Source organism: Burkholderia sp. Ax-1719, assembly GCF_011753055.1.
Lineage (GTDB): Bacteria > Pseudomonadota > Gammaproteobacteria > Burkholderiales > Burkholderiaceae > Paraburkholderia.
This window is the reverse complement of the sequence record NZ_VWWJ01000003.1, coordinates 287,113-311,489: the sequence shown is the minus strand read 5'-3', so window position 1 is coordinate 311,489 and position 24,377 is coordinate 287,113. Positions and strand designations below refer to the sequence as shown.

General features: G+C 64.0%; 17 protein-coding genes and 1 tRNA gene. 13 read left to right on the top strand and 5 right to left on the bottom strand.

Features of this window, described 5'->3' with window-relative positions:
• Positions 1-20 precede the first annotated feature (20 nt).
• The 5 genes from hrpA (at position 21) to F3J17_RS08820 (ending at position 8,749) form a co-directional block, all read left to right on the top strand.
• Entirely contained in the window at positions 21-4,646 is a 4,626-nt protein-coding gene (hrpA, locus tag F3J17_RS08840) for an ATP-dependent RNA helicase HrpA (protein ID WP_205194690.1), read from the top strand.
• Between the two features lie 162 nt (positions 4,647-4,808).
• Positions 4,809-5,849 carry a beta-propeller fold lactonase family protein gene (locus F3J17_RS08835; RefSeq protein WP_167056253.1) on the top strand — a complete coding sequence of 347 codons (1,041 nt, stop codon included), beginning with the start codon at positions 4,809-4,811 and terminating at the stop codon, positions 5,847-5,849.
• 23 nt (positions 5,850-5,872) lie between these two features.
• Positions 5,873-6,901, top strand: a complete 1,029-nt coding sequence (locus F3J17_RS08830; protein ID WP_167056251.1) for a sterol desaturase family protein — start codon at positions 5,873-5,875, stop codon at positions 6,899-6,901.
• Positions 6,902-7,057: 156 nt separating this feature from the next.
• A complete protein-coding gene (locus F3J17_RS08825; protein ID WP_167056248.1) occupies positions 7,058-7,891 on the top strand; it encodes an EI24 domain-containing protein in 834 nt (277 codons plus the stop codon).
• A 45-nt stretch (positions 7,892-7,936) separates the two neighbouring features.
• The gene (locus F3J17_RS08820; RefSeq protein ID WP_167056245.1) at positions 7,937-8,749 is read left to right on the top strand and encodes a molybdopterin-binding protein; all 813 of its coding nucleotides are present in this window, start codon (positions 7,937-7,939) and stop codon (positions 8,747-8,749) included.
• Between the two features lie 102 nt (positions 8,750-8,851).
• On the opposite strand, the gene F3J17_RS08815 is transcribed toward F3J17_RS08820, so the two are convergent.
• Positions 8,852-9,316: a rhodanese-like domain-containing protein gene (locus tag F3J17_RS08815; protein WP_167056241.1), complete on the bottom strand. Its 465-nt coding sequence runs from the start codon at positions 9,314-9,316 to the stop codon at positions 8,852-8,854.
• A 530-nt stretch (positions 9,317-9,846) separates the two neighbouring features.
• Between F3J17_RS08815 and glnA the strand changes: the two genes are divergently transcribed.
• The 4 genes from glnA to F3J17_RS08795 all read left to right on the top strand — a co-directional run bounded on the left by glnA (position 9,847) and on the right by F3J17_RS08795 (position 16,471).
• Positions 9,847-11,262, top strand: a complete 1,416-nt coding sequence (gene glnA / locus F3J17_RS08810; protein ID WP_167056238.1) for a type I glutamate--ammonia ligase — start codon at positions 9,847-9,849, stop codon at positions 11,260-11,262.
• Positions 11,263-11,476: 214 nt separating this feature from the next.
• Positions 11,477-12,619, top strand: a complete 1,143-nt coding sequence (gene glnL / locus F3J17_RS08805; protein WP_167056236.1) for a nitrogen regulation protein NR(II) — start codon at positions 11,477-11,479, stop codon at positions 12,617-12,619.
• A gap of 84 nt (positions 12,620-12,703) precedes the next feature.
• Complete coding sequence (ntrC, locus tag F3J17_RS08800) at positions 12,704-14,287, top strand: nitrogen regulation protein NR(I) (protein ID WP_167056235.1); 1,584 nt, start codon at positions 12,704-12,706, stop codon at positions 14,285-14,287.
• 102 nt (positions 14,288-14,389) lie between these two features.
• Positions 14,390-16,471, top strand: a complete 2,082-nt coding sequence (locus F3J17_RS08795) for a prolyl oligopeptidase family serine peptidase (RefSeq protein ID WP_167056233.1) — start codon at positions 14,390-14,392, stop codon at positions 16,469-16,471.
• Positions 16,472-16,549: 78 nt separating this feature from the next.
• Here the strand turns inward: F3J17_RS08795 and xth are convergent, their stop codons facing one another.
• Together xth and F3J17_RS08785 are read right to left on the bottom strand one after the other, a co-directional pair.
• Positions 16,550-17,335 (bottom strand): exodeoxyribonuclease III, encoded by a 786-nt coding sequence (xth, locus tag F3J17_RS08790; RefSeq protein WP_167056230.1) that lies wholly within the window; start codon positions 17,333-17,335, stop codon positions 16,550-16,552.
• 145 nt (positions 17,336-17,480) lie between these two features.
• Complete coding sequence (locus tag F3J17_RS08785; protein ID WP_167056227.1) at positions 17,481-18,461, bottom strand: nitronate monooxygenase family protein; 981 nt, start codon at positions 18,459-18,461, stop codon at positions 17,481-17,483.
• A 171-nt stretch (positions 18,462-18,632) separates the two neighbouring features.
• Here F3J17_RS08785 and F3J17_RS08780 point away from each other — a divergent pair, with 171 nt between their 5' ends.
• The 3 genes from F3J17_RS08780 to F3J17_RS08770 all read left to right on the top strand — a co-directional run bounded on the left by F3J17_RS08780 (position 18,633) and on the right by F3J17_RS08770 (position 19,968).
• Positions 18,633-19,169 carry a PadR family transcriptional regulator gene (locus F3J17_RS08780; RefSeq protein ID WP_167056224.1) on the top strand — a complete coding sequence of 179 codons (537 nt, stop codon included), beginning with the start codon at positions 18,633-18,635 and terminating at the stop codon, positions 19,167-19,169.
• A gap of 133 nt (positions 19,170-19,302) precedes the next feature.
• Positions 19,303-19,379 (top strand) — tRNA-Met (locus F3J17_RS08775).
• A 112-nt stretch (positions 19,380-19,491) separates the two neighbouring features.
• Positions 19,492-19,968, top strand: coding sequence for a hypothetical protein (locus tag F3J17_RS08770; protein WP_167056221.1), 477 nt, complete (start codon positions 19,492-19,494; stop codon positions 19,966-19,968).
• Between the two features lie 9 nt (positions 19,969-19,977).
• Here the strand turns inward: F3J17_RS08770 and F3J17_RS08765 are convergent, their stop codons facing one another.
• Positions 19,978-20,673, bottom strand: coding sequence for an aspartate/glutamate racemase family protein (locus F3J17_RS08765; RefSeq protein WP_167056218.1), 696 nt, complete (start codon positions 20,671-20,673; stop codon positions 19,978-19,980).
• A gap of 203 nt (positions 20,674-20,876) precedes the next feature.
• Here F3J17_RS08765 and F3J17_RS08760 point away from each other — a divergent pair, with 203 nt between their 5' ends.
• Positions 20,877-22,163 (top strand): amidohydrolase family protein, encoded by a 1,287-nt coding sequence (locus tag F3J17_RS08760; RefSeq protein WP_167056215.1) that lies wholly within the window; start codon positions 20,877-20,879, stop codon positions 22,161-22,163.
• A gap of 71 nt (positions 22,164-22,234) precedes the next feature.
• Here F3J17_RS08760 and F3J17_RS08755 read toward each other — a convergent pair whose 3' ends face one another.
• On the bottom strand, positions 22,235-24,331 hold the full coding sequence (locus F3J17_RS08755; protein WP_167056212.1) for a M3 family metallopeptidase: 2,097 nt from the start codon (positions 24,329-24,331) through the stop codon (positions 22,235-22,237).
• Positions 24,332-24,377: the final 46 nt, after the last annotated feature.

Sequence of the window (24,377 nt, the reverse complement as noted above, 5' to 3'; positions counted from 1 at the left end):
CGGGATTATAATGCGCCCCCATGTCGAATGTACCCAAAAGACCTGCCTCGGCGCAGGGCAGCAACACCTCCGCCGGGAAAGACGCGGAGCACGGCGGCGCGAAGGAAAAGCGCGCGTCGCAAAAGTATGGCGACGGGCAGAATCTCGCCACGACGGACCGGCTGGCCGCGCTGATGAAGGGCGGCGCGCTCGGTGGCGCGCGCGTGCAGGATAAGCGCATGGCGACGCCTGCCCAGACGACGCCTGCTCAGGTGCAGAAGCCCGCGCCAGCAGCGCAAACCGTGACGCGAGTTGAAACGCGCGAAGTCGAGAAAGCGGCGACGAAACCGGCCCCGCATTCGCAGGTTCGTAACGAATCACGCAGCGAATCACGCAGCGAATCGCGCGAAGAGCGTGCGCAGGCTCCCGCCGTCGCGCCTCAACCCGCCGCGCCGCGTGAAGCGCAAAATGCGCCGCAACAGCGTCAGAAGCCGCGCGAAGCCGGGACGCAGCCGCAGCACGCGCGCAATCCGCAGCAGCCGCAATCACCGCAAGCGCAACCGCGCGCGCAGCAACAGCAGCCGAAGCAGACGCGTCCCAACCCGCCGCGACCCGCGAAGCCGCAAGCCGCAAGACCGCCGCGCGCAGAAAGTGCCACGGCTCAAGCGACTGGCGAACAGCCGCCGCGCACACCGCGTCCGCCGCGCGAGCCACGCGAACCCCGCGCCCCGCGCGCGCCCGTCACGCCGAACCCGATCCCGCCGATCACGTTCCCCGAAGCGCTGCCCGTCTCGGGCCGCCGCGAGGAAATCGCGCGCGCGATCGCCAATAACCAGGTCGTGATCGTCAGCGGCGAAACGGGCTCGGGCAAGACCACGCAGTTGCCGAAGATCGCGCTCTCGCTCGGGCGCGGTCTGGGCGCGGGCGGCAGCGGCCTGATCGGCCATACGCAGCCGCGCCGGATTGCGGCGTCCGCAACCGGGCGTCGTATCGCCGAAGAACTTGGCACGCCGTTTGGCGAGGTGGTCGGCTACAAGGTGCGTTTCACCGACAATCTCTCGCCCGGCGCCTCGGTCAAACTGATGACGGACGGCATTCTGCTCGCTGAAACGCAGACCGATCCGCTTCTGAAGGCCTACGACACGATCATCATCGACGAGGCGCACGAGCGCAGTCTGAACATCGACTTTCTGCTCGGCTATCTGAAAGAGATCCTGCCGCGCCGGCCCGATCTGAAGCTGATCGTCACCTCCGCGACCATCGACGCCGACCGCTTCGCGCGCCACTTCGGCAGCGACGAAAAGCCCGCGCCGGTGATCGAGGTGAGCGGCCGTCTGTATCCGGTGGAGGTGCGTTATCGCCCGGTGCAGGAAGACAGTCCGGCGGTGAAAAACGCGCAGGGCAGCGCGCCGACGAAGAAGTCGCAACGCGACACCGATCGCGACCTGATGGACGCGATCGTCGATGCGGTCGACGAGCTCTGCCGCGTAGGTTCCGGCGACGTGCTGGTGTTTCTGCCCGGCGAGCGAGAAATTCGCGATGCCGCCGAGGCGCTGCGCAAGCATCATCCGCCGCACACCGAAATCCTGCCGCTCTTTGCGCGACTGTCCGCGCAGGAGCAGGAGCGCGTGTTCAAGGCGTCGAACGCGCGCCGCATCGTGCTGGCGACCAACGTCGCGGAAACCTCGCTCACGGTGCCGGGCATCCGCTACGTGGTGGATACGGGCCTTGCGCGCGTGAAGCGCTATTCGTACCGCAACAAGGTCGAGCAACTACAGATCGAGTCGATCTCGCAGGCTGCCGCGAACCAGCGCGCGGGCCGTTGCGGCCGGGTCGCCGATGGCGTGTGCATCCGCCTTTACGAAGAATCCGACTACATCGCGCGGCCGCGTTTTTCCGATCCGGAAATTCTGCGTTCATCGCTCGCGGCCGTGATTCTGCGCATGAAGTCGCTGCATCTGACGGCGATCGAAACCTTCCCGTTCATCGAGCCGCCGCCGGGCCGCGCCATCGCCGACGGCTATCAGCTGCTCAACGAACTGGGCGCGGTGGACGACGACAACGCGCTCACCACGCTCGGCCGCGAACTCTCGCGCCTGCCGCTCGATCCGCGCGTCGGGCGCATGATTCTGGCCGCGCGCGACGAGCAGTCGCTGCGCGAAGTGCTGGTGATCGCCAGCGCGCTTTCCGTGCAGGACCCGCGCGACCGGCCGATCGAAGCGCAGGAGCAGGCCGACCAGGCGCATCGCCGTTTCGCCGACGAGCGCTCCGAATTCCTGCAGTGGCTCAAGATCTGGACGTGGTTCGAGGACGCCGTCGCGCACAAGAAGTCGAACAAGCAACTGGTCGATTCGTGCCGCGCGAATTTCCTCTCGCATCTGCGTCTGCGCGAGTGGCGCGACGTGCATTCGCAATTGTTGACGGTGGTGCGCGAGCACGGCTGGCGCATCAACGAATCCGACGCCACTTATGAGCAGATCCATCACGCGCTGCTCACGGGTCTGCTCGGCAATATCGGCCTGAAAGCCGAGGATGAACCGCATTTCCTCGGCGCGCGCAGCATCAAGTTCCATCTGTGGCCGGGGTCGGCGCTGGTAAAGAAGGCGGGGCGCTGGGTGGTGGCCGCGGAGCTGGTCGAGACGAGCCGTCTGTACGCGCGCTGTATCGCGAAGATCGAACCGGAATGGCTCGAAAAAGTGGGCGCGCATCTGCTGAAGAAGTCGCTCTCCGAGCCGCATTGGGAGAAGCGCGCGGCACAGGTCAGCGCGTTCGAGCGCGGCGTGCTTTACGGCTTGCCGGTGTATCAGCGCCGTCGTGTGGCATTTGGCAAGCAGGACCCAGCGCGGGCGCGCGAGCTGTTTATTCGCGGCGCGCTGGTGGAAGGCGAATTCGATACCAAGCTGCCGTTTTTCGCGCACAACCGCAAGCTGCTCGCCGATATCGAGCAGCTTGAACACAAGTCGCGCCGCCAGGACGTGCTGGTCGACGACGAGCTGATTTTCGGTTTCTACGATCAGGCGATTCCCGACGGCATCTATTCGGGCGCGTCGTTCGAGCGCTGGTATCGCGATGAGGTGAAGAAGAGCGGCGAGTCCGAGGACAAGCTGCGCCTGCTCTACCTCTCTCGCGACGATCTGATGCGCCACGAAGCGGCGGGCGTGACAACCGAGCTGTTTCCGAAGCGCATGACGATGTCGGGCGTGGCGATGGCGCTCACGTATCACTTCGAGCCGGGCTCGCCGCGCGACGGCGTGACGCTCGCGGTGCCGCTCTACGCGCTCAATCAGGTCGATGCGCGGCGCTGCGAATGGCTCGTGCCCGGCATGATCAAGGAGAAGGCGCATCTGCTGCTGAAGTCGTTGCCGCAGAAGCTTCGTCGTCATTGCGTGCCGCTGCCCGACTACGCGGCCGGTTTCGCCGATCGCGTGGGCGGCGAACGCTTTGGTGCGGGCGGCCTGGTCGAAGGGCTGATCAACGATGTGCGCGAGCAGAAGCAGCTTCAGTTGAAGACGTCGGACTTCAAGCTGGAGACGCTGCCCGCGCACCTGTTCATGAACTTCAAGGTGATCGACGAGCACGGTCGCCAGCTGGCGATGGGCCGCAATCTCGCGCAGTTGCGCGCGGAACTCGGCGCGCAGGCGCAGCAGCAGTTCCAGAAGCTCGCGAGCGCGACCGCGCTGGCGGCGCTGGAAACGCGTGCGCAGGGCGAGGGCGCGCAAAGTGCGGATCCAGCGGCGCAGGCGCCGAACGCGCCTGCGGCGAAGAAGCCCAACGCGCCGCACACGTCCACGAACAACGAGGCAAGCGCCACCGCGCTCTACGAAAACCTCACGACGTGGAATTTCGGCAAGCTGCCCGAGCTGCTGGAAATCCGCCGCGGCGGACAGACGTTGTTTGGCTATCCGGCGCTGGTCGATCGCGGCTCGCATTGCGATGTCGAGGTGTTCGATTCGCCGGAGGAGGCCGCGCGCATTCATCGCGCGGGTTTGCGGCGCCTGTTCTGGCTGCAACTGCGCGAGCCGATCCGCTATCTGGAGCGGAACCTGCCGGGCCTGCGCGAAATGGCGATGCAGTTCATGGCGCGCGCGACGCAGGAAGAATTGCGCGATCAACTGATCGAACTCGCGCTCGACCGCGCGTGCCTGCAAGACCCGCTGCCCGACGACGATGCGAGCTTCCACGCGCGCAAGGACGAAGGGCGCGGGCGGCTTTCGCTGCTGGCGCAGGAGATCGCGCGGCTCGTCGGCCAGATTCTGGCCGAGTACGCGTCGCTGGCGAAGAAACTGGTGCAGGCCAAGGCCTTCGGCGCGCCCGCCACGGACATGCAGGCGCAGGTGGATGCGCTCATCAGCAAGCGTTTCATCCTGGAAACGCCGTATGCGCAACTGGTGCACTTCCCCCGCTACCTCAAGGGCGTGGCGCTGCGCATCGACAAGCTGCGCGCCGATCCCGCCCGCGACGCACGCCAGGCCGCCGAATTCCAGCCGCTCGCGCAGCAGTATCAACGCGCGCTCTCGCAACGCGGCGGGGTGTTCGACGCGCGCCTGAGCGAGTTCCGCTGGCTGCTCGAAGAGTTGCGGATTTCGCTGTTCGCGCAGGAGTTGCGCACGCCGATGCCGGTGTCGGTCAAGCGGCTCTACAAGGTCTGGGAGTCGATGCAGCGTTAGTGCGGAATTGGATGGCGCGCGCATTGCGGGCCATAACACTTGTTCGAAAAAAGGGGCGCGCGGAGAGATACCTTGCGCCCCTTCCACATTTCAGTGGCCCTACGTCAACCTTGCGATGCGGCAAGCGTTCTACAATCACAGATCTGCCCAGGACGACTCTTCATGCGTACACACGAATTCCGCCGTACCGCCGCACGCTTTGCGAAAAAGGCCGCGATGTTTGCCTGCTCCGCACTGATCGGCGCAGCGCTCACCACGGTGATGCCGAGCATCGCGCACGCGAACAACATCATCGTGCTCAATTCGGGCGAGGCCACGCTGAGCCTCATCGACGACAAGACGCATGAACTCGTTGGCACCGTGCCCACCGGCAAGGAGCCGCATCACCTGTTTCCCACGCCGGACAATTCCTCGCTGATCGTCGCGAATTCTGTGTCGAACAACCTGTTGTTCGTCGACCCGAAAACGGGCAAGCCGCAGCGCTGGATCGAAAATATCGAAGATCCGTATCAGCTGGGTTTCTCGCCGGATAACAAGTGGTTCGTGACCACGGGCCTGCGTCTGGACCGCCTGGATATCTATCACTACGGCGGCGCGGGCAATTTCACGGTCGCCAAGCGCCTGCCGCTTTCGGCCATGCCCAGCCACCTGGCGTTCACGAAGGACAGCAACACGGTGTTCGTCTCGCTGCAGGTCTCGGGCGAGATCGCCGCCGTCGATCTGCCGACGCAGAAAGTGCTGTGGAAAATGAAAGTTGGCCCCGCACCCGCGGGCATGTGGCTCACGCCCGGCGAAAAATACCTGCTGGTGGGCATGACCGGCGCTGATTACGTCGCCGTGGTGGACTGGCGCAACCAGAAGATCGTCAAGACGATCCAGGTGGGCAAAGCCGCGCATAACTTCCGCTCGATGGTGGACGGCCGCCATGTGCTGGTGTCGAGCCGCGTGTCGAACGTCATCAGCATCATCGACGAGGAAACGCTCGAAAAAGTGGGCGAGATCAACGGCCTGATGCCTGGGCCGGACGACATGGAGTTGTCCGCCGACAAGCGCTGGCTGTGGGTGACGTTCCGCTTCGCCAAACACATCGGTCTGATCGACATGCAGACGAAGAAGCTCGTGAAGACGATTCCGGTGGGCCGCTCGCCGCACGGCATCTACTTCTACGACCGCGCGCCGGTCATGTCGCCCAACGGCGCATAAGTAAGCTCTTAGCGTCGCCGCCCATGTTCGCCTTGCTCGGTTCCTGCGCACATTGGGTGGCTTCCGGCACTGACGATTTCGTCTCCTGGCTGCAGACGCTCCTCTACGTCAACGTCCTGCAACCGGCGCTGTTTGACGCCGGTTTCATGGACGTCGACGAAGACACCTTCGACGCGCTCTACTGGGTGATCGTCGGCGTGCTGGAAATGGTGCTGATGTACGCGCTGCTGCGTCCGCTCGAAGCGCTCATTCCCGCCGAACAATGGCCCGACCGCAAAGGTGTGGGCGTGGATGCCGTCTATACCTGGATCACGCGTCTGGGCATCCTCAATCTGTTCTTTTTCTTCGCCATGCAGCCCGCGTTCGACCGCGCGCAGAGCTGGCTGCGCCTGCACGGCGTCATGAGCGTCGATATCGACAATCTCTGGCCCGGCGTCACCACCATTCCGCTGGTGGCCTTCGCGATCTATCTGGTCGTGCTCGACTTCTTTGGCTACTGGTATCACCGTTTTTCGCACCGCTATAGCCTCTGGTGGGAGTTGCACGCGGTTCATCACAGCCAGCGCAAGATGTCGTTCTGGTGCGATAACCGCAATCATCTGCTCGACGTACTGATGCAGTCGTGCATGTTCGCGGGCGTCGCGCTCGTGATCGGCGTGCCGCCCGCGCAGTATGTGGTGCTGGTGGCCCTCACGAACTTCGTGCAGAACATACAGCACGCGAACGTCCGTTTGCATTTCGGCTGGCTGGGCGAGCGGCTGCTGGTGAGCCCGCGCTTTCATCGGCGTCATCACGCCATCGGCTACGGGCACGAGGGCACGAAGTATGGTTGTAACTTCGGCGTGCTGTTTCCGTGGTGGGACATGCTGTTCGGCAGCGCGTCCTTCAACGCGCGCATCGAGCCAACCGGTATCCGCGACCAGCTGGAAGGCGCGCATTACGGCGAGGGCTTCTGGGCGCAGCAGGCGCTGGCGTTCTCCCGCATCGCGCGGCGGCTGGCGGCGCGCCGGCAGGGCAGGGCCGCATCGCGCGACGGCGGCAGCGCTGCCTGATCAGGCTATCCCCGACTCTTGCGGCTTATTGCGCTCGCGGCGTCTCATGCCGGGCAGGCGCGCCGTGGTTTATGCTGTGGTTTTGCTGCGCTGAATCCACACTGGGTATTCCGGTTTCGTGAACGTCCTCCGTCTTTCCGCCGTTTTTCCGCTCGCATGAACGATCTGTTGCGCTCGTTTGGCCGCGCGCTTGCCAGCGCGTTTCATCCCTCGATGCTGTTCCTCACCTTCGTGCCGTTTCTGGTGGCGGCGGGCGTGTGGGGCGGTCTCCTCTATGCCTTCTGGCAACCGCTGATCGACGGCGTGCGCGGCACGCTCGACGCGTGGCCCGCCACGGGTTACCTCTATCACGCGTTCGACTGGGTGGGCTTCGGCTCGCTGCGCAGCGTGATTGGGCCGTTTGTCGTCATCATTCTGACGATTCCGCTCATCGTCATCACCGTACTGCTATTGATCGTGGCGATTGCGATGCCGCGCGTCATTCGCCATCTGACGTCGCGCCAGTACGCCTCGCTCGAAGCGCGCCGTGGCGGCAGCTGGTACGGCAGCCTGCTTCATTCGCTGTGGACCACGCTGCTGTGCCTCGTGCTGCTGATCGTGACCTTGCCGCTGTGGTTCATTCCGCCGTTCTGCGTGCTGGTGCCGCCGCTGCTGTGGGGCTGGCTGACGTATCGCGTCATGACCTACGACGCGCTTGCGCTGCATGCGAGCAGCGAGGAGCGCCGCGAACTGGTGCGCCGCAATCGCCTGCCGCTGCTGGCGATTGGCGTGGCAAGCGGCCTGCTCGGTTCGCTGCCGACCGCAATCTGGGTCGCATCCGCGTGGATGCTGCTGTTCTTCCCGGTGATCGCGGCGCTGACGATCTGGATTTACGCTTTTATTCTGGTGTTCACGGCGCTCTGGTTCGGCCATTACTGCCTGCGCGCGCTGCAGCGCCTGCGCACGGAAGAGGCGCACCGTCTGGGGCATGAAGTGACGATCGTGCACTGAGATCCCGCGGACCATTTCAAGAACATTCATACGACGAGGCAACACATGGCATTTGGCGTCATCATCATCGGCGACGAAATTCTCTCGGGCCGCCGCACCGACAAGCATCTGCCGAAGGTCATCGAACTGCTCGGCGCGCGCGGCCTCGCGCTCGACTGGGCCGAATACGTCGGCGACGATCCCGCACGCATCACCGCGACGCTCAAGCGCTCGTTCGCCTCGGGCGATATCGTGTTTTCGACGGGCGGCATCGGCGCGACGCCGGACGACCACACGCGCCAGTGCGCGGCGGCGGCGCTGGGCGTGCCGCTCGCGCTGCATCCGGACGCGAAAACGGCGATCAGCGAGCGCATTCGCGATATGCACACCGGCGAGGGTCCGGTCGCCTTCGAATCGCCGGAAAATCAGCATCGTTTCCAGATGGGCACGTTCCCGCAGGGCTGCGAGATCATCCCGAACGGCTACAACAAGATCCCGGGCTTTTCGATCAACAACCACTATTTCGTGCCCGGCTTTCCGGTGATGGCGTGGCCGATGATCGAATGGGTGCTCGATACGAAGTACGCGCATCTGCATCATCAGACGCCGCATGCGGAGAAGTCGCTGCTGGTGTTCGAGCTGCCCGAATCGACGCTCACACCGCTGATGGAAAGCATCGAGCGCGATTTTCCGGGCGTGCGCGTGTTCAGCCTGCCGAGCGTGGGCGACAGCGAGCGTGGCGGCGTCTATGCGCGCCGGCACATCGATCTGGGCGTGAAGGGCGAGCCGGAAGCCGTGGCGGTGGCCTTCGTGAAGCTGCGCGAAGGCGTGCACCTGCTGGGCGGCGATGTGGTCGAGCCGCCGGAAGCGGCGGCGTAAATCGCGCGCCACCGCGCAAGCCGCATCATCGGCTTGTCATATGCGGCGCTCAAAGTGGCCCGTCAGGATTGCGCTGGCGGGCTTTTTATTGATGGAGCGGGCTCAGGCGCCCAGCCACGGCAGGCCGCGGAAACACCAGCCGGTAACGGTCTTGCGATGGCCTTCGCTGTTCTTGTCGCCTTCGAAGCCTTCGAGCAGATCGTAGGCGTGCGTGAAACCGGCTTTGGCGGCTTCGACGGCCGCGAGCTTCGAGCGCGCGGCGCTGCGGCACAGGAACAGGATGGGCGTGTCGGCGTCGGCCACGCTCTTGAGCTGCGTGATGAACTCGGCGTTGGGCACGCCGCCCGGGTAGCGCGTCCATTCGACATGCGCATACTGACCGTCGCCGACCACGGGGCGGCCGACCCAGTCCAGTTCCGCGCGCGTGCGCACATCGACGAGCTTCACGCGCGTATCGAGTTGCAGAAGCTCGAAGGCCTCGGCGGGCGAGACCGCGCCCGCGTAGGGGAGCTGGTTCTCGGCGCGGCGCGTGTCGGCCTGAGCGTACAACTGTTCGAGCGTACTCATGACGGCGGATCTCCTCGTGTTGTAGGGGCTTGAAGCGTCCACGGCGCGCGTAGGCGCACCGGGGCTGATGAAAGGTTTATTCTAGCGCGCGGCATGGGTGCGAGCGGCGGGCTCCCATGCCGCGGCAAATTTGCGCCGCATTGGTGCGTAGATGGCTTTATGCACCATAATGGAGTGAGTTTCGCGCGCCAAATCCGGGATTGCACGGAATTGGTGCCCGGAAGCGGCCCGGGATCCGGGAAAACGCTCGGGCGAGGGGCGGGATTTATCCGCGCGTTCCCCGAAGTTGGCCCCGGGTTGGCTCGCGGTTGCCCCACGCTGGCCCCTTGGGGACGCATCCGGAAGCAATTTGCGCCAGCCTGGCGCAAACATGGCACGGAAGCTGCTTTATATGTCGTGATCGTTTCGCAACCGGCCTGCCGGACGTCACCCGAAAGGTGATGGCGGGCAAGCCACAGCGGCAACCGGCGAGATCAGAAGATTGGGAAGGCGGCAGCGTTCGCCGAAATCGTTAATCAGGAGAATAGGTTATGAGTAAATCCGTGGCCGACGTCATGCAACTCGTCAAGGACGAAGACGTCAAGTTTGTCGACTTCCGTTTCACCGATACGCGCGGTAAAGAGCAGCACGTTTCGGTTCCGCTGTCGGCATTCGACGAAGACAAGTTCGAGTCGGGTCATGCATTTGACGGTTCGTCGATCGCCGGCTGGAAGGGCATCGAAGCCTCGGACATGCTGCTCGTCCCGGACGCGAACACGGCGTTCATCGACCCGTTCTATGAAGAGCCGACCCTCGTGCTGACCTGCGACGTGGTCGAGCCGGCAGACGGCAAGGGCTATGAACGCGATCCGCGCTCGCTCGCGAAGCGCGCTGAAGCGTATCTGAAGAGCACGGGCCTGGGCGACACGGCTTTCTTTGGTCCGGAACCCGAATTCTTCATTTTCGACTCGATCCAGTGGAACACGGACCAGTCGGGCTGCTTCGTGAAGATCGGCTCGGATGAAGCTCCGTGGTCGTCGGGTCGCGAAATCGAAGGCGGCAACACGGGTCACCGTCCGGGTACGAAGGGCGGCTACTTCCCGGTCGCGCCGGTCGACACGTTCCAGGACATCCGTTCGGAAATGTGCCTGCTGCTCGAACAGATCGGCATCCCGGTTGAAGTGCACCACCACGAAGTCGCAGGCCAGGGCCAGAACGAAATCGGCACGAAGTTCTCGACGCTGGTTCAACGCGCCGACTGGACGCAGCAACTGAAGTACATCGTCCACAACGTCGCGCACACGTACGGCAAGACGGCGACGTTCATGCCGAAGCCGGTCGTTGGCGACAACGGTTCGGGCATGCACGTTCACCAGTCGATCTGGAAGGACGGCCAGAACCTGTTCGCAGGCAATGGCTACGCAGGTCTGTCGGAATTCGCGCTGTTCTACATCGGCGGCATCATCAAGCACGCTCGCGCGCTGAACGCCATCACGAACCCGGGCACGAACTCGTACAAGCGTCTGGTTCCGCACTTCGAAGCACCGGTCAAGCTGGCCTACTCGGCACGCAACCGTTCGGCATCGATCCGCATTCCGCACGTCTCGAACCCGAAGGGCCGCCGTATCGAAACGCGCTTCCCGGATCCGCTCGCGAACCCGTACCTGTGCTTCTCGGCACTGATGATGGCAGGTCTGGACGGCGTGCAGAACAAGATCCATCCGGGCGAAGCCGCTGACAAGAACCTGTACGATCTGCCGCCGGAAGAGGATGCAAAGATCCCGACCGTGTGCGCCGGCCTCGACCAGGCTCTGGAAGCGCTCGACAAGGATCGCGAGTTCCTGACGCGCGGTGGTGTGTTCACCGACGGCATGATCGATGCGTACCTGGCACTGAAGGAAAGCGAACTGCAACGCGTGCGCATGACGACGCACCCGGTCGAGTTCGAACTGTACTACTCGCTGTAAAGCGCGCTGTCACCGACGATGGCGCTTCGCTCGCCTGTGCGCAGCGAAGCGTCTGTCCGACGTCGGCGACTGGTCACGAAGGGACGGCGGCGCCGTCCCTTTTTTGTTGGCTTCATGTTCGTCAACGACGCCGCGGATTTGCTGTAAACATCGGTTCAACCATCATCGACATGGACTGCCAGCCGGCGCGCCTTCTGGCCGCAGGCGCCGAAACATGGTGCTCAAGAATCTGATCAAGGCAAGAAAGGGTCACGCCGACCCGCTCTCGGACGATGCGCCGCTCGTCGACTCGGGCCTCTTGCCCGGCTTCGAGGCGTTGCCCACGGTCGTGCTCGTGCTCGACAAGCGCAGCCTGCGCGTGGCCTTCGCGAATCCCTCGGCCGAAGCAATGCTCGATCTCTCGCGTCGTCAGCTTGCGCAGATGGTCTGGTCCGATCTGTTCTCCAACGCCGACGAACTGCTGGAGACGATCGCCTCGATCGCCGCGCATCGCTTTCATGCGACGCGTCTGGACGCCACGCTTGAGCGCCCGGGCCGCGAATCGTTGCACGTGCATGCGATCGTCGGCTTTCTGGAGAGCGCACCCGATTACGTGCTGCTCGAACTCTTCGAGAACGAGCGGCATCTCAAGAGCGATCGCGAGGAGCGTATTCACGACCTCGCGACCGTCAACAAACACCTGATTCGCAATCTCGCGCACGAGATCAAGAATCCGCTCGGCGGGATTCGCGGCGCGGCCCAGTTGCTCGAATTCGAGCTGGGCACGCTTGAGCGCGGCGAGTTGCGCGAGTACACGCAGGTGGTCATCAAGGAGTCGGATCGCCTGCAGACGCTGGTGGACCGGCTGTTGGAGCCGCACCGGCATCCGCATATCGTGGGCGACGTGAATATCCACGAAGTCTGCGAGCGCGTGCGCGCCGTGATTCTCGCGGAGTTTCCGCGCGGTCTCACCATCGAGCGCGACTACGACGTGAGCGTGCCCGACCTGCGCGGCGACAAGGAGCAACTGATCCAGGCGCTGCTGAACATCGTGCGCAATGCGGCGCAGGCGCTGCGCGAACGGATTTCGCAGGGCGATGCGCGCATCGAATTGCGCACGCGTGTCGCGCGCAAGATCACGATTTCAAAACGCCTGTGCAAGCTGGCATTGGACTTGCATATCATCGACAACGGACCCGGCATTCCCGAGGACATCCGCGATCGCATCTTCTATCCGCTCGTTTCGGGGCGAGAGGATGGCAGCGGTCTCGGCCTCACGCTCGCGCAGACCTTCGTGCAGCAGCACGACGGTTTGATCGAAGTGGAAAGCCGGCCAGGGCATACCGAGTTTCAGATCCTGCTGCCGCTCGATGCCTGAAGCAGCATGATCCGTTAGAACACCAGGCTGTACCTGTTTCCCGATTCACGCTACCGCACGCCACCAGGACTTCTGACCGACCTTATGAAGCCGATCTGGATAGTTGACGACGACCAATCGATTCGCTGGGTGCTTGAAAAAGCACTCGCCCGCGAAAATTTCGCGACCCGCAGCTTTTCGAACGTGCGCGACGCCTCAGCCGCGCTTGAGCACGATAGCCCGCAGGTGCTCGTCTCCGACATTCGCATGCCGGGCGGCTCGGGACTTGAGCTGCTGCAAACCGTGCGCGAGCGTCTGCCGGGACTGCCCGTCATCATCATGACGGCGTTCTCTGACCTCGACAGCGCGGTGGCCGCGTTCCAGGGCGGTGCATTCGAATACCTTGCCAAGCCCTTCGACGTGGACAAAGCGGTGGAGCTGATCCGCCGCGCCGTGGACGAAAGCATGCGCGGTGAGCAGCACTGGGACGACCGTCCCGCCGAAGCGCCCGAAATGCTGGGCCAGGCGCCCGCGATGCAGGACATGTTCCGCGCCATCGGCCGGCTCTCGCATTCGGCCGCGACTGTGCTCATCACGGGCGAGTCGGGCACCGGAAAGGAGCTTGTCGCGCGCGCCTTGCACCGACATAGCCCACGCGCCAACGGTCCGTTCATCGCATTGAACACCGCGGCCATTCCGAAGGATCTTCTGGAATCCGAACTGTTCGGCCATGAGCGCGGTGCGTTCACGGGCGCTCAGGCGATGCGCCAGGGCCGCTTCGAGCAGGCTGAGAACGGTACGCTGTTCCTCGACGAAATCGGCGATATGCCGTTCGATCTGCAGACGCGTCTGTTGCGCGTGCTGTCCGACGGGCAGTTTTATCGCGTGGGTGGCCACAACCCGCTGCGCGCCAATGTGCGCGTGATCGCGGCCACGCACCAGAATCTGGAAACGCGCGTGCGCCAGGGCCTGTTCCGCGAGGACTTGTATCACCGCCTCAATGTGATCCGGCTGCGTCTGCCCGCGCTGCGCGAACGTAGCGAGGATATTCCGCTGCTGACGCGTCACTTCCTGCAGAAGAGCGCGCGCGAACTGGGCGTCGAGCCCAAGCGCGTGTCCGACGAGGCGCTTGCGTATATGTCGTCGTTGCAGTTTCAGGGCAACGTGCGCCAACTGGAGAATCTCGCCAACTGGCTCACGGTGATGGCGCCTGCACAGACCATCGAGATCAAGGACTTGCCGCCTGATCTGGTGCCCGCGCATGTTGCCGCATCCGATGGCGTCCATGCCATGGCGGGCGACGTCGTTACCGCCGGTGCGTCCGCCAATGGCGTGCTCGCGGGCGCGGCTGGTGTCCTGTCGACGGGCGCGACCAGCGGACTCGGTTTGCCCGGCGCGGCGGGTGCGGGTGGCGTGGTCGGCGGTGCGCTCGTGGGCGGATTCCCGGCTGTGAACGGCGTGGCTTCGCTGCCGGTCAGCGTCTGGGAAAGCGGCCTGCGTACCGAAGTCGCACGCCTGCTGCGCGAGAATAGCGCCGACGTCATGGACGAACTGTCGCGCCGCTTCGAAGCCGCTGTCATTCGCGAAGCGCTCGACTTTACGCGTGGTCGCAAGGTCGAAGCCGCCGAGCGTCTGGGCATCGGCCGCAACACCATCACGCGCAAGATCCAGGAACTCAACCTGGAGTAAGCGCAACGGTCGCAGCGGCTTCACGGTACTTCAAACCGTGAGACCGCTGCGTACCAACCCGCTGGGGCATAATCGACGCTGTTTTCCCGTCGATGAACGAATATGCCCGTGACTTCTCCCTGGCCCGCCGAGGCCGATCCCTACCTGTCCCTCGAAGAACTCGACGATCCCGCCGCGATGGCGTGGGTCGAGCAGCAGAACGCGCGCACGCGCGCCGCGTGGCAGGGCGGCCCGCGTTTCGAGGCGCTGGAGAAGCGTCTGGCGCAGGCCTATCTGCCGCGCGAGCGGCCCGTGATTCCCACCCGCTGGCAGGAGTGGGCCTACGATCTGTGGGAAGACGAAGACAATCCCAAGGGCCTGTGGCGCCGCACGAAATGGGCCGACTGGCGCGCACATCGTCCGCAGTGGGACAGCCTGATCGACTTCGATGCGCTCGGTGAAGAAGAAGGCGTGCCCTGGGTCGTCGCCGGTATCGACATTCTTTATCCCGATGGCGACCGCGCGCTCATCCAGCTTTCCGACGGCGGCGCCGATGCCGTCACCGTGCGCGAATTCGATCTCGAACGGCGCGTGTTCGTCGACGGTGGTTTTGCCATCGAGAAGGAAGGCAAGCACACGATTTCGTGGATCGACCGCGACACGGTGTACGTCGGCTGGGATCACGGCAAGAAGACGCTGACGCGCTCGGGTTATCCGCGTGAAGTGCGCCGCTGGAGCCGCGGCACGCGTCTGGCGGACGCGACCGTGGTGTTCCGCGGCGAGTTCGACGATATCAGCGTGGAAGGCGATTACGATCCCATCGAGCAGCGTCACGACGTGGTGCGCAGCGTCGACTTCTTCGATTCATATTCGTATCGTCTCGATGCGCAGGGACAGTGGCAATGCTACGACGTGCCCTCGCATGTGGCGGTCGGCGCGTGGCATGGCTGGCTGCTGCTCGAACCGCGTCTCGACTGGACCCTGGGCGCGCAGACGTATGCGGGCGGCTCGCTGCTGGCGATCCGCGAAGACGCGTTTGTTGCGGGCAATCGCGATGTAACGGCGCTTTTCACGCCCACGCCGGTCACGTCCGCCTGCGACTGGACCTATACGAAGAACGTCTTGATCGTGTCCTGGCTCGACGATGTGCAAAGCCGCACGATGCTGTGGCAGCCGGTGGAGGCGCAAGGCGCGTGGACGTGGCAATCGCGCCTGTTCCCGGGCCGCGCCAGTTCGCAGGTCGATGTGTCGCCCATCGAGGACACGCTCAACGATGAAGTGTTCGTCGATGTCGACGATTACCTGCTGCCGCCCGAGTATTGGCTCGCGGACCTGGCGAAAGACGATCTGCAAACGTGGGAGCTGCTCGATCGCTGGCCTACGCAATTCAACGCCGCGCCGCTTACCGTGATCCGTTCGCACGCGCGCTCCGCCGACGGTACGCAGGTACCGTTCACGGTGATCGGCCCGCGTGATGCGCTCGAAGGCGGCGCGCGCAAGCCGCTGCCGTGCTTGCTGGAAGGCTACGGTGGTTTCGCGATTTCGCTCACGCCGCAATATCTCGTGGGCTCGGGGATCGGCTGGCTGGAGCAGGGCGGGATTGTCGCGATTGCGCACATTCGCGGCGGCGGCGAGTACGGGTCGTCGTGGCACGTGGAGGCGCAGCGCGAGAACCGTCAGCGCTCGTTCGACGATTTCATCGCGGTCGCGCAGGAACTGGTGACGCAGGGCTTCACGAGCGCGCCGCAACTGGGCATTCGCGGCGGCAGCAATGGCGGCCTGCTGGTTGGCGCGTGCATGGTGCAGCGCCCCGAATTGTTTGGCGCGGTGCTTTGCGAAGTGCCTTTGCTCGACATGCAGCGCTACCCGCTGCTGCACGCGGGCGCATCGTGGATCGACGAATACGGTGATCCTGAGGATGCCGAAGAAGCTCGGGCGCTGGCCGCGTACTCGCCGTATCAGCGCGTGAAAGCGGGTGTTGCGTATCCGGCTGTGCTGTTCACGACTTCAACGAGCGACGACCGCGTGCATCCCGCGCACGCGCGCAAGATGGTCGCGCGCATGCAGGAGCAGGGGCACGCGAACGTCTGGTATCTGGAGAATACGGATGGCGGCCACGGGCCGGGCAGCGATGCGCTGGAGCGCGCGCAGTACGACGCGTTGGTGTTCCGCTTTCTGTGGACCACGCTCGGCGGAACGTGGTGATTTCACCGCGATGAATGAGAAACGGGCGGCTTTGAAGGCCGCCCGTTTTTTATTGCACTGCCGACGCAATCGATGCGATCAGCCCGCGAGATTGAGATCCGCGATAACCGGCGTATGGTCGGACGGCTGTTCCCACTTGCGCGGCACCTTGTCGATCTCGCACGACACGAGCGCGGGTGCGAGCGCGGGCGAGAGAAGGATATGGTCGATACGCAGGCCCGCGTTGCGGCGGAACGCGAACATGCGGTAATCCCACCACGTGAACATTTTCTCGGGCTGCTCGAACTGTCGATACGAATCGACGAAGCCAAGCGCAATCAGCCGCTCGAACTGGGCGCGCTCTTCGGGCGACACCAGATTCTGGCCTTCCCACGCCTTCGGGTCATGCACGTCGCGGTCTTCCGGCGCGATGTTGTAATCGCCGAGTAGCGCAAGCTTCGGATACGTCTGCATTTCCTGCGCGAGCCAGTCGTGCATTGCGTCGAGCCACGCCAGCTTGTAGGCGAACTTCTCCGTGCCCGGCGCCTGGCCGTTCGGGAAATAGGCGCTCACGAGACGCACGCCGTCTACCGTCGCTGCGATTACGCGCTGCTGCGGATCTTCGAAGCCGGGAATGTTGCGCACGACCGTGACGTCGTCGACGGCGAGGGTGTCGCGCACGAGAATGGCCACGCCGTTATAGGTCTTTTGGCCCGCGAACCAGCTGCGATAGCCCTGCGCTTCGAGTTCGGCGCGCGGGAATTTGTCGTCGGTGAGCTTGAGCTCCTGCAGGCAGAGCGCGTCGACCTTGCTTTCGCCGAGCCAGTCGATAACGTGCTGCAGACGGACTTTGAGGGAATTGACGTTCCAGGTCGCGATTTTCATGAGTTGATCAGTTGGACAAGCCAAGCGGGTAAATGTGCGGATACCGCACTATAGCCGCTTGGGCCGCGCCCGGCCACGCAGCGTGGGCCGGGCGTTTCGCGTCCGGGAAGACGGGAGCGCTGTGTGGCGCTCCCGTTAGCGACGATCAGGCAACGGCCGCCTGCGTTTCGGACACCACACCGAGCCGCTCGCGCGCCGCCTCGTATTCGCGCTTCAGACGCGCCACCAGATCGGCGGCCGGCATCACGCTCTTGACCGCGCCGATGCCCTGGCCCGAACCCCAGATGTGCTTCCATGCCTTCGCGCCGCTCGACGCGAAGCTCATCTTCGACGGATCCGATTCCGGCAGCGCGTCCGGATCGAGGCCGCTCGCCACGATGCTCGGGCGCAGATAGTTGCCGTGGACGCCGGTGAAGAGATTCGAATAGACGATATCGGCGGCGCTGCTCTCGACGATCATCTGCTTGTAGGCCTCGACTGCATTGGCTTCCTGCGTGGCGATGAACGCCGAGCCGATATACGCGAGATCCGCGCCCGCCGCTTGCGCCGCAAGAATCGCATTGCCATTGCCAATCGCGCCCGACAGCAGCAGCGGACCGTCGAACCATTCGCGGATCTCGTGGATCAGCGCGAACGGCGAAAGCGTGCCCGCGTGGCCGCCCGCACCGGCGGCGACGGCGATCAGGCCGTCCGCACCTTTCTCGATCGCCTTCTTCGCGAACGTGTTGTTGATCACGTCGTGCAGCACGATGCCGCCCCATGCGTGAATCGCATCGTTGACTTCGGCGCGCGCGCCCAGCGACGTGATGACGATGGGCACCTTGTACTGCGCGCAGATGCCCAGATCGTGTTCCAGACGGTCGTTGGACTTGTGGACGATCTGGTTCACGGCGAACGGCGCGGCCGGCGCGTCAGGATGCTTCGCGTTGTATTCGGCGAGTTCGGTGGTGATGCGGTCGAGCCATTCGCCCAGCACGTGCTCGGGGCGGGCGTTGAGTGCGGGGAACGAGCCAACCACGCCCGCCTTGCACTGCGCGATCACGAGATCGGGATTCGAGATGATGAACAGCGGCGAGCCGACGACGGGAATCGACAGGCCGCGGCGCAGGACGGCGGGCAAGGACATGCGTATCTCCTGAACGGAACCGGCGGCCCTGGCGTCTGGGCGGGCCGCCGTCGTGTTGTTGGTGTCGCCAAACATAGCAAAGCGCCGAATACTATGCAACTGGTTGCATAGTAGGCGCGCTCGGGTTTTAACCGGGGCGGTATCGCGGAACGCGTGGTTTAGAATCGGCGCATGTCTACGCCCCACGCCATCCTCATTGCCCTGCTGGAAAAGCCGTCGTCCGGTTACGACCTCGCGCGGCGCTTTGACCGCGCGATTGCGTACTTCTGGCAGGCCACGCATCAGCAGATTTATCGCGAACTCGGACGCATGGTGGAAGCGGGCTGGGTGGCGGTGGTCGAAGAGGACGCGGCGGCGACGCGCAAAAAGGTGTATCGCGTATTGCCGGTCGGACGCGAGGAGGTGGCGCGATGGGCGCGCGAAACGCGTCTGGATGTGGACGACCGCAATCTGCTGCTGCTCAAGCTACGCGCCGATGCAGTGATCGGGCCGCTGGGTCTTGCCACGCAAGTGGAGCAGATGATCGCCGATGCGCGCGAGCGGCTCGACACCTATCGCGCCATCGAACAACGCGACTTCGGCGCGCCATCGCTTACGCGCGGGCAGCAGTTGCAGTATGCGATTCTCAAGGCGGGGATTCGCACGCAGGAGACGTGGCTCGAATGGGCCGATGCGTTGCCTGCGCTGTTGAACGACGACGCGAAATAATGGTCTGGAATCCGAAGTAATTGTGAATCGTGCCGGTCGTTGGAGGCGCGCATGTTTCACTCGCCAGAAGACCTATCAAAAATAAGTGTTGACGTTATGACAGTGCCACCCTATAATTCTTTTCTCTGACGGACGCGGGGTGGAGCAGTCTGGCAGCTCGTCGGGCTCATAACCCGAAGGTCGTAGGTTCAAATCCTACCCCCGCAACCAAAGCTGTTCTGTCAGAAGCAATCAAGGGTTACAACGCATCGGCGTGTAACCCTTTTTTGTTTTCTGCGCGCCAGTTTGTGTTTCGCCAACACCCTTACGGCGACTGATCATCATGATCCGAACATTCGGCATTCTGACCGTGCTGGCCGCCGGAGCGATGTCAGGCATCGCGTGCGCACACACTCCCCAATTCTCCGATTGTCCGGCCATCGTCAAAGCGAAACACGCCACGCCGCCTCTGCTGTTTTCCGATGCGCGTGCGCGTCAATATCGCAGCGCGATTCGTGAGGCATCTATGCAGCCGGTCGATTTCGCGGGCCACTATGTTCTCGCGCAGTGGGGCTGCGGCAGCGGTTGCGTCATGGCCGCCGCCATCGACAAGTCAACAGGACGCGTGACGTCGTTGCCGTTCAGCGTGTCAGACTGGCCGCTCGACGTGACCGAGCCGCTAAAGTATCAAGCCGATAGTTGCCTGCTGGTGATTCGCGGCAGCCGCAACGAAAGCGCTGAACACGGCACCTATTACTACGCATTCGACGGCAAGCGTTTCACGCTGCGCGCGTCGAAAGATGTGTCGACGAACCCCTAACCGCTGCGCTCAGTCCTGCAATGCCCAGTCCACGGCCGCTTGCGCGTGCAACGCGGTCGTGTCGAATACGGGCAGCGCCGAATCCTTCGCGCCGATCAGCAAGGTAATCTCCGTGCAGCCGAGAATCACGCCCTGCGCACCGCGCGCAGCCAGCGCGTCGATTTCACGCTGATACACCACGCGCGAATCGTCCTTCACCTTGCCGTGGCACAACTCGTCGTAGATGATGCGATGCACGTCGTCGCGGCCATCGGCTTCGGGCACGATGGCCTCGATGCCGTGCACCTCGCGCAGGCGGCCCACGTAAAAATCCTGCTCCATCGTATAGCGCGTGCCCAGCAAGCCCACGCGCGTGACGCCTGCTGCACGCAAGGCCGCGCCGGTCGGATCGGCGATATGCAGGAAGGGGATCGTGATCGCGGCTTCGATCGACGCGCACACGCGATGCATCGTGTTCGTCGCCAGCAGTACGATGCCCGCGCCGCCGCGCTCCAGTTGCCGCGCGGCCTGCGCCATCAGCACGCCGAGCGCGTCCCAGTCGCCGCTGCGCTGCAAGGCTTCGATCTCCGCGAAATCGACGGTCGCCATCAGGCTGCGCGCGTTGTGATGGCCGCCCAGGCGCGCCTTCATGCCGCTGTTGAGCAGCCGGTAATACTCCGCGGACGATTCCCAGCTCATCCCGCCAATCACGCCGATTGTCTTCATTGCCCGCACCGAATGGTTGAAGTGTCCGCACGAGTATAGGCGTGGCGCGTCGACTGTACAGGTACGGTTGCGCTGGGCTGTCACGATACGGTGAAGGGTGCAAGTGCGGACAATCGATCTGGCCGATGATTTCTGTCGCCGATAGAATCGACATGCCGTGCCAGAACGACACGCCAGAACAACGCGCCCGCAAGGAGCCCCACATGGACCTGATCATTCGCCGCGCCGTGCTCGCGCATGGCCATCCCGCTGGACATGCCACGGTTGATATCGGCATCGAGGCGGGGCGCATCGCCGCCGTCGAAGCACGGCTGGATACGCAGGCGCGCGAGGAAATCGACGCGGCCGGTTCGCTGGTGAGCGCTCCGTTCATCGACGCGCATTTCCATATGGACGCCACGCTCTCTTACGGTCTGCCGCGCGTGAACGCATCCGGCACGCTGCTGGAGGGCATCGCGCTGTGGGGCGAACTCAAGCCGCATCTCACGCAGGAGGCGCTGGTCGAGCGTGCGCTGCAGTACTGCGACTGGGCCGTTGCGCGCGGGCTGCTGGCGATCCGCTCGCATGTCGATGTCTGCGATCCGCGACTGCTGGCGGTCGAAGCGCTGCTGGAAGTGAAGCGTCGCGTCGCGCCGTATCTCGATCTGCAACTGGTGGCGTTTCCGCAGGATGGCGTGCTGCGCAGCGCGGGCGCGTTCGACAATCTCAAGCGAGCGATCGCGATGGGCGTCGACGTGGTGGGCGGCATTCCGCACTTCGAGCGCACCATGGCCGATGGCGCGGAATCGGTGCGGCTGCTGTGCGAATTCGCGGCAGAGAGGGGCCTGCGCGTCGACATGCATTGCGACGAATCCGACGACCCGCTCTCGCGCCATATCGAAACGCTCGCGGCGCACACGCATCGCCTCGGTTTGCAGGGGCGCGTGACGGGCTCGCATCTCACGTCGATGCATTCGATGGACAACTACTACGTGAGCAAGCTGATTCCGCTGATGCGCGAATCGGGCGTAGCCGCGATTGCGAATCCGCTCATCAACATCACGCTGCAAGGTCGCGCCGATACCTATCCGAAGCGCCGCGGCATGACGCGCGTGCCTGAATTGATGGCGGCGGGCGTGACGGTCGCGTTTGGCCACGATTGCGTGATGGACCCGTGGTACAGCCTGGGTTCGGGCGACATGCTCGAAGTCGCGCAGATGGGGCTGCACGTTGCGCAGATGACGGGCGTGGAGGCGTCGCGTGCGTGCTTTGATGCGGTGACGGTGAATCCCGCGCAGATCCTCGGCCTGGAAGGCTATGGCGTCGCGCCAGGCGGCGCAGCGAATCTGGTGGTGCTCGACGCACGCGATCCAATCGAAGCGATCCGGCTACGCGCGGCGCGCCTGGCTGTGGTGAGTCGCGGCAAGATCGTGAGCCGGCAACCGGCGCAACGCGCGTCGTTGACGCTCGACGGGCGGCCCGATAGCGTCGATTTCAAACTGCAGCGCTAGAACGCCACGCAATAAAAAACCGCGCACGGTGAAGTGCGCGGTTCATTTGGCAGCGACACAGCGCAGCGCGTTTATTGCGCCGGCGGCTGCTCCATGCCGTTATGACGCAGCAGCGCGTCGATATTCGGCTCGCGGCCGCGGAACGCCTTGAACGATTCCATCGCCGGGCGGCTGCCGCCCACTTCCAGAATCTCCTGGCGATAACGCGTGCCGGTGGCCGGATCGAGGACGCTCGACTTCGCGGCCTGCGCGGCTTCTTCGAACGCCGCATACGCATCGGCGGACAGCACTTCCGCCCACTTGTAGCTGTAGTAGCCCGCCGCGTAGCCGCCCGCGAAGATGTGGCTGAACGTATTCGGCCAGCGCGAGAACGGCGCTTGCGCGATCACGTGATAGCGCTCGTTGATCTCGCGTGCGAGGTCGTTGACGCTCTTGCCCTTCGAGGCATCGAAATCCACGTGCAGCGCCATGTCGAACATCGAGAACACGATCTGGCGCAGCGTGCCCAGACCGCTCTGGAAGTTCTTCGCGGCGATCATCTTGTCGAACAGCTCGCGCGGCAGCGGCTTGGCGGTTTCGACATGCGAGGTCATTTCGGTGAGAACGTCCCATTCCCAGCAGAAGTTCTCCATGAACTGCGAGGGCAGTTCCACCGCGTCCCACTCCACGCCATTGATGCCCGAGACCGACAGTTCATCGACACGCGTGAGCATGTGATGCAGGCCGTGGCCGAACTCATGGAACAGCGTGATGACTTCGTCGTGCGTGAAGCAGGCCGGACGGCCGCCCACCGGCGCGGAGAAGTTGCAGGTGAGGTACGCAACCGGCGTCTGCACGCCGTTGGCGTCGAGCTTGCGGCGCGAGCGCGCGTCGTCCATCCATGCGCCACCGCGCTTGCCTTCGCGTGCGTAGAGGTCGAGATAGAACTGCGCGACCAGCGTGCCGTCGGCGTTCTCGACGCGGAAGAAGCGCACGTCGTCGTTCCAGACCGGCGCGCTGTCATCGCGGATACGCACGCCGAAGAGCGTTTCCGTAACCTTGAACAGGCCCTTGAGCACGAAGTCTTCGGGGAAGTATTGCTTGACCTCGTTTTCCGAGAACGAATAGCGCTTCTGGCGCAGGCGCTCAGCCGCGAAAGCCATGTCCCACGGTTCGAGCTGCGTGAGGCCCAGTTCGCTGGCGGCAAAGTCCTTCAGTTCCTGCCAGTCCTTTTCCGCATGCGGACGCGCGCGCGTAGCCAGGTCTTCGAGGAAGCTCATGACCTGCGCGGGCGTTTCGGCCATCTTCGGCGTGAGCGAGACTTCGGCGAAGTTGTTGTAGCCGAGCATCTTCGCTTCTTCGGTTCGCAGCTTCAGTTGCTCGTCGACGATTGCGGTGTTGTCCCATTCGGGCTTGCCGCCGCCATAGACCGGGCCGAGTTCGGACGCGCGCGTAACATAGGCGCGGTACATCGTCTCGCGCATCGCGCGGTTTTCCGAGTACTGCAGCACCGGGAAATACGACGGGAAGTGCAGCGTGAACTTGTAGCCTTCCTTGTTCTCGCGCTCGGCGGCTTCGCGCGCGGCGGCGATCACGTCTTCGGGCAGGCCGGCCAGTTCGCTTTCGTCCTTGGCGTAGAACGCGTAGGCGTTGGTCGCGTCCAGCACGTGATCCGAGAACGCCTTCGAGAGCGCGGCCTGGCGCTCCTGCAGTTCGGCGAAACGCGGCTTCTGGTCTTCGGGCAGTTCCGCGCCCGAGAGGCGGAAGTCGCGCAGGGCGTTATCGAGAATCTTCTTGCGCTCGCTCGTGAGCAGCTGGAACGAGTTGTGATTCGTGATGGCCTTGTACTTCTCGTACAGCGCCAGATTCTGGCCGACGCTCGACCAGAATTCGGTCACGCGCGGCAGGTTTTCGCCATAGACGGCGCGCAGTTCGGGTGTATCGGCGACGGCGTTCAGGTGGCCGATCACGCCCCAGGCGCGCGAGAGCGGTTCGGTGACGCGCTCGACCGGTTCGACCACGTCGCTCCATTGCGCGGGCGTCATCGGCTGCGCAGCGCGTTCGACGGCGGCGCTGGCGTTGGCGAGCAGCACGTCGAGCGCGGGCGTCACGTGTTCGGGACGGATCTCGCCAAAGCGCGGCAGGCCGGAAAAATCGAGCAGCGGATTATCGGAGGAAGTAATTGCCATGATGCGTCCTGTTCCTTCTGTCGCGGTTGATTCGCATGCGAGTGTC

What these genes read in the sequence shown, in the direction of transcription:
- hrpA (WP_205194690.1), top strand. Translation starts at nt 21, where the DNA reads ATGTCGAATGTACCCAAAAGACCTGCCTCGGCGCAGGGCAGCAACACC.
- F3J17_RS08835 (WP_167056253.1), top strand. Translation starts at nt 4,809, where the DNA reads ATGCGTACACACGAATTCCGCCGTACCGCCGCACGCTTTGCGAAAAAG.
- F3J17_RS08830 (WP_167056251.1), top strand. Translation starts at nt 5,873, where the DNA reads ATGTTCGCCTTGCTCGGTTCCTGCGCACATTGGGTGGCTTCCGGCACT.
- F3J17_RS08825 (WP_167056248.1), top strand. Translation starts at nt 7,058, where the DNA reads ATGAACGATCTGTTGCGCTCGTTTGGCCGCGCGCTTGCCAGCGCGTTT.
- F3J17_RS08820 (WP_167056245.1), top strand. Translation starts at nt 7,937, where the DNA reads ATGGCATTTGGCGTCATCATCATCGGCGACGAAATTCTCTCGGGCCGC.
- F3J17_RS08815 (WP_167056241.1), bottom strand. Translation starts at nt 9,316, where the DNA reads ATGAGTACGCTCGAACAGTTGTACGCTCAGGCCGACACGCGCCGCGCC.
- glnA (WP_167056238.1), top strand. Translation starts at nt 9,847, where the DNA reads ATGAGTAAATCCGTGGCCGACGTCATGCAACTCGTCAAGGACGAAGAC.
- glnL (WP_167056236.1), top strand. Translation starts at nt 11,477, where the DNA reads ATGGTGCTCAAGAATCTGATCAAGGCAAGAAAGGGTCACGCCGACCCG.
- ntrC (WP_167056235.1), top strand. Translation starts at nt 12,704, where the DNA reads ATGAAGCCGATCTGGATAGTTGACGACGACCAATCGATTCGCTGGGTG.
- F3J17_RS08795 (WP_167056233.1), top strand. Translation starts at nt 14,390, where the DNA reads ATGCCCGTGACTTCTCCCTGGCCCGCCGAGGCCGATCCCTACCTGTCC.
- xth (WP_167056230.1), bottom strand. Translation starts at nt 17,335, where the DNA reads ATGAAAATCGCGACCTGGAACGTCAATTCCCTCAAAGTCCGTCTGCAG.
- F3J17_RS08785 (WP_167056227.1), bottom strand. Translation starts at nt 18,461, where the DNA reads ATGTCCTTGCCCGCCGTCCTGCGCCGCGGCCTGTCGATTCCCGTCGTC.
- F3J17_RS08780 (WP_167056224.1), top strand. Translation starts at nt 18,633, where the DNA reads ATGTCTACGCCCCACGCCATCCTCATTGCCCTGCTGGAAAAGCCGTCG.
- F3J17_RS08770 (WP_167056221.1), top strand. Translation starts at nt 19,492, where the DNA reads ATGATCCGAACATTCGGCATTCTGACCGTGCTGGCCGCCGGAGCGATG.
- F3J17_RS08765 (WP_167056218.1), bottom strand. Translation starts at nt 20,673, where the DNA reads ATGAAGACAATCGGCGTGATTGGCGGGATGAGCTGGGAATCGTCCGCG.
- F3J17_RS08760 (WP_167056215.1), top strand. Translation starts at nt 20,877, where the DNA reads ATGGACCTGATCATTCGCCGCGCCGTGCTCGCGCATGGCCATCCCGCT.
- F3J17_RS08755 (WP_167056212.1), bottom strand. Translation starts at nt 24,331, where the DNA reads ATGGCAATTACTTCCTCCGATAATCCGCTGCTCGATTTTTCCGGCCTG.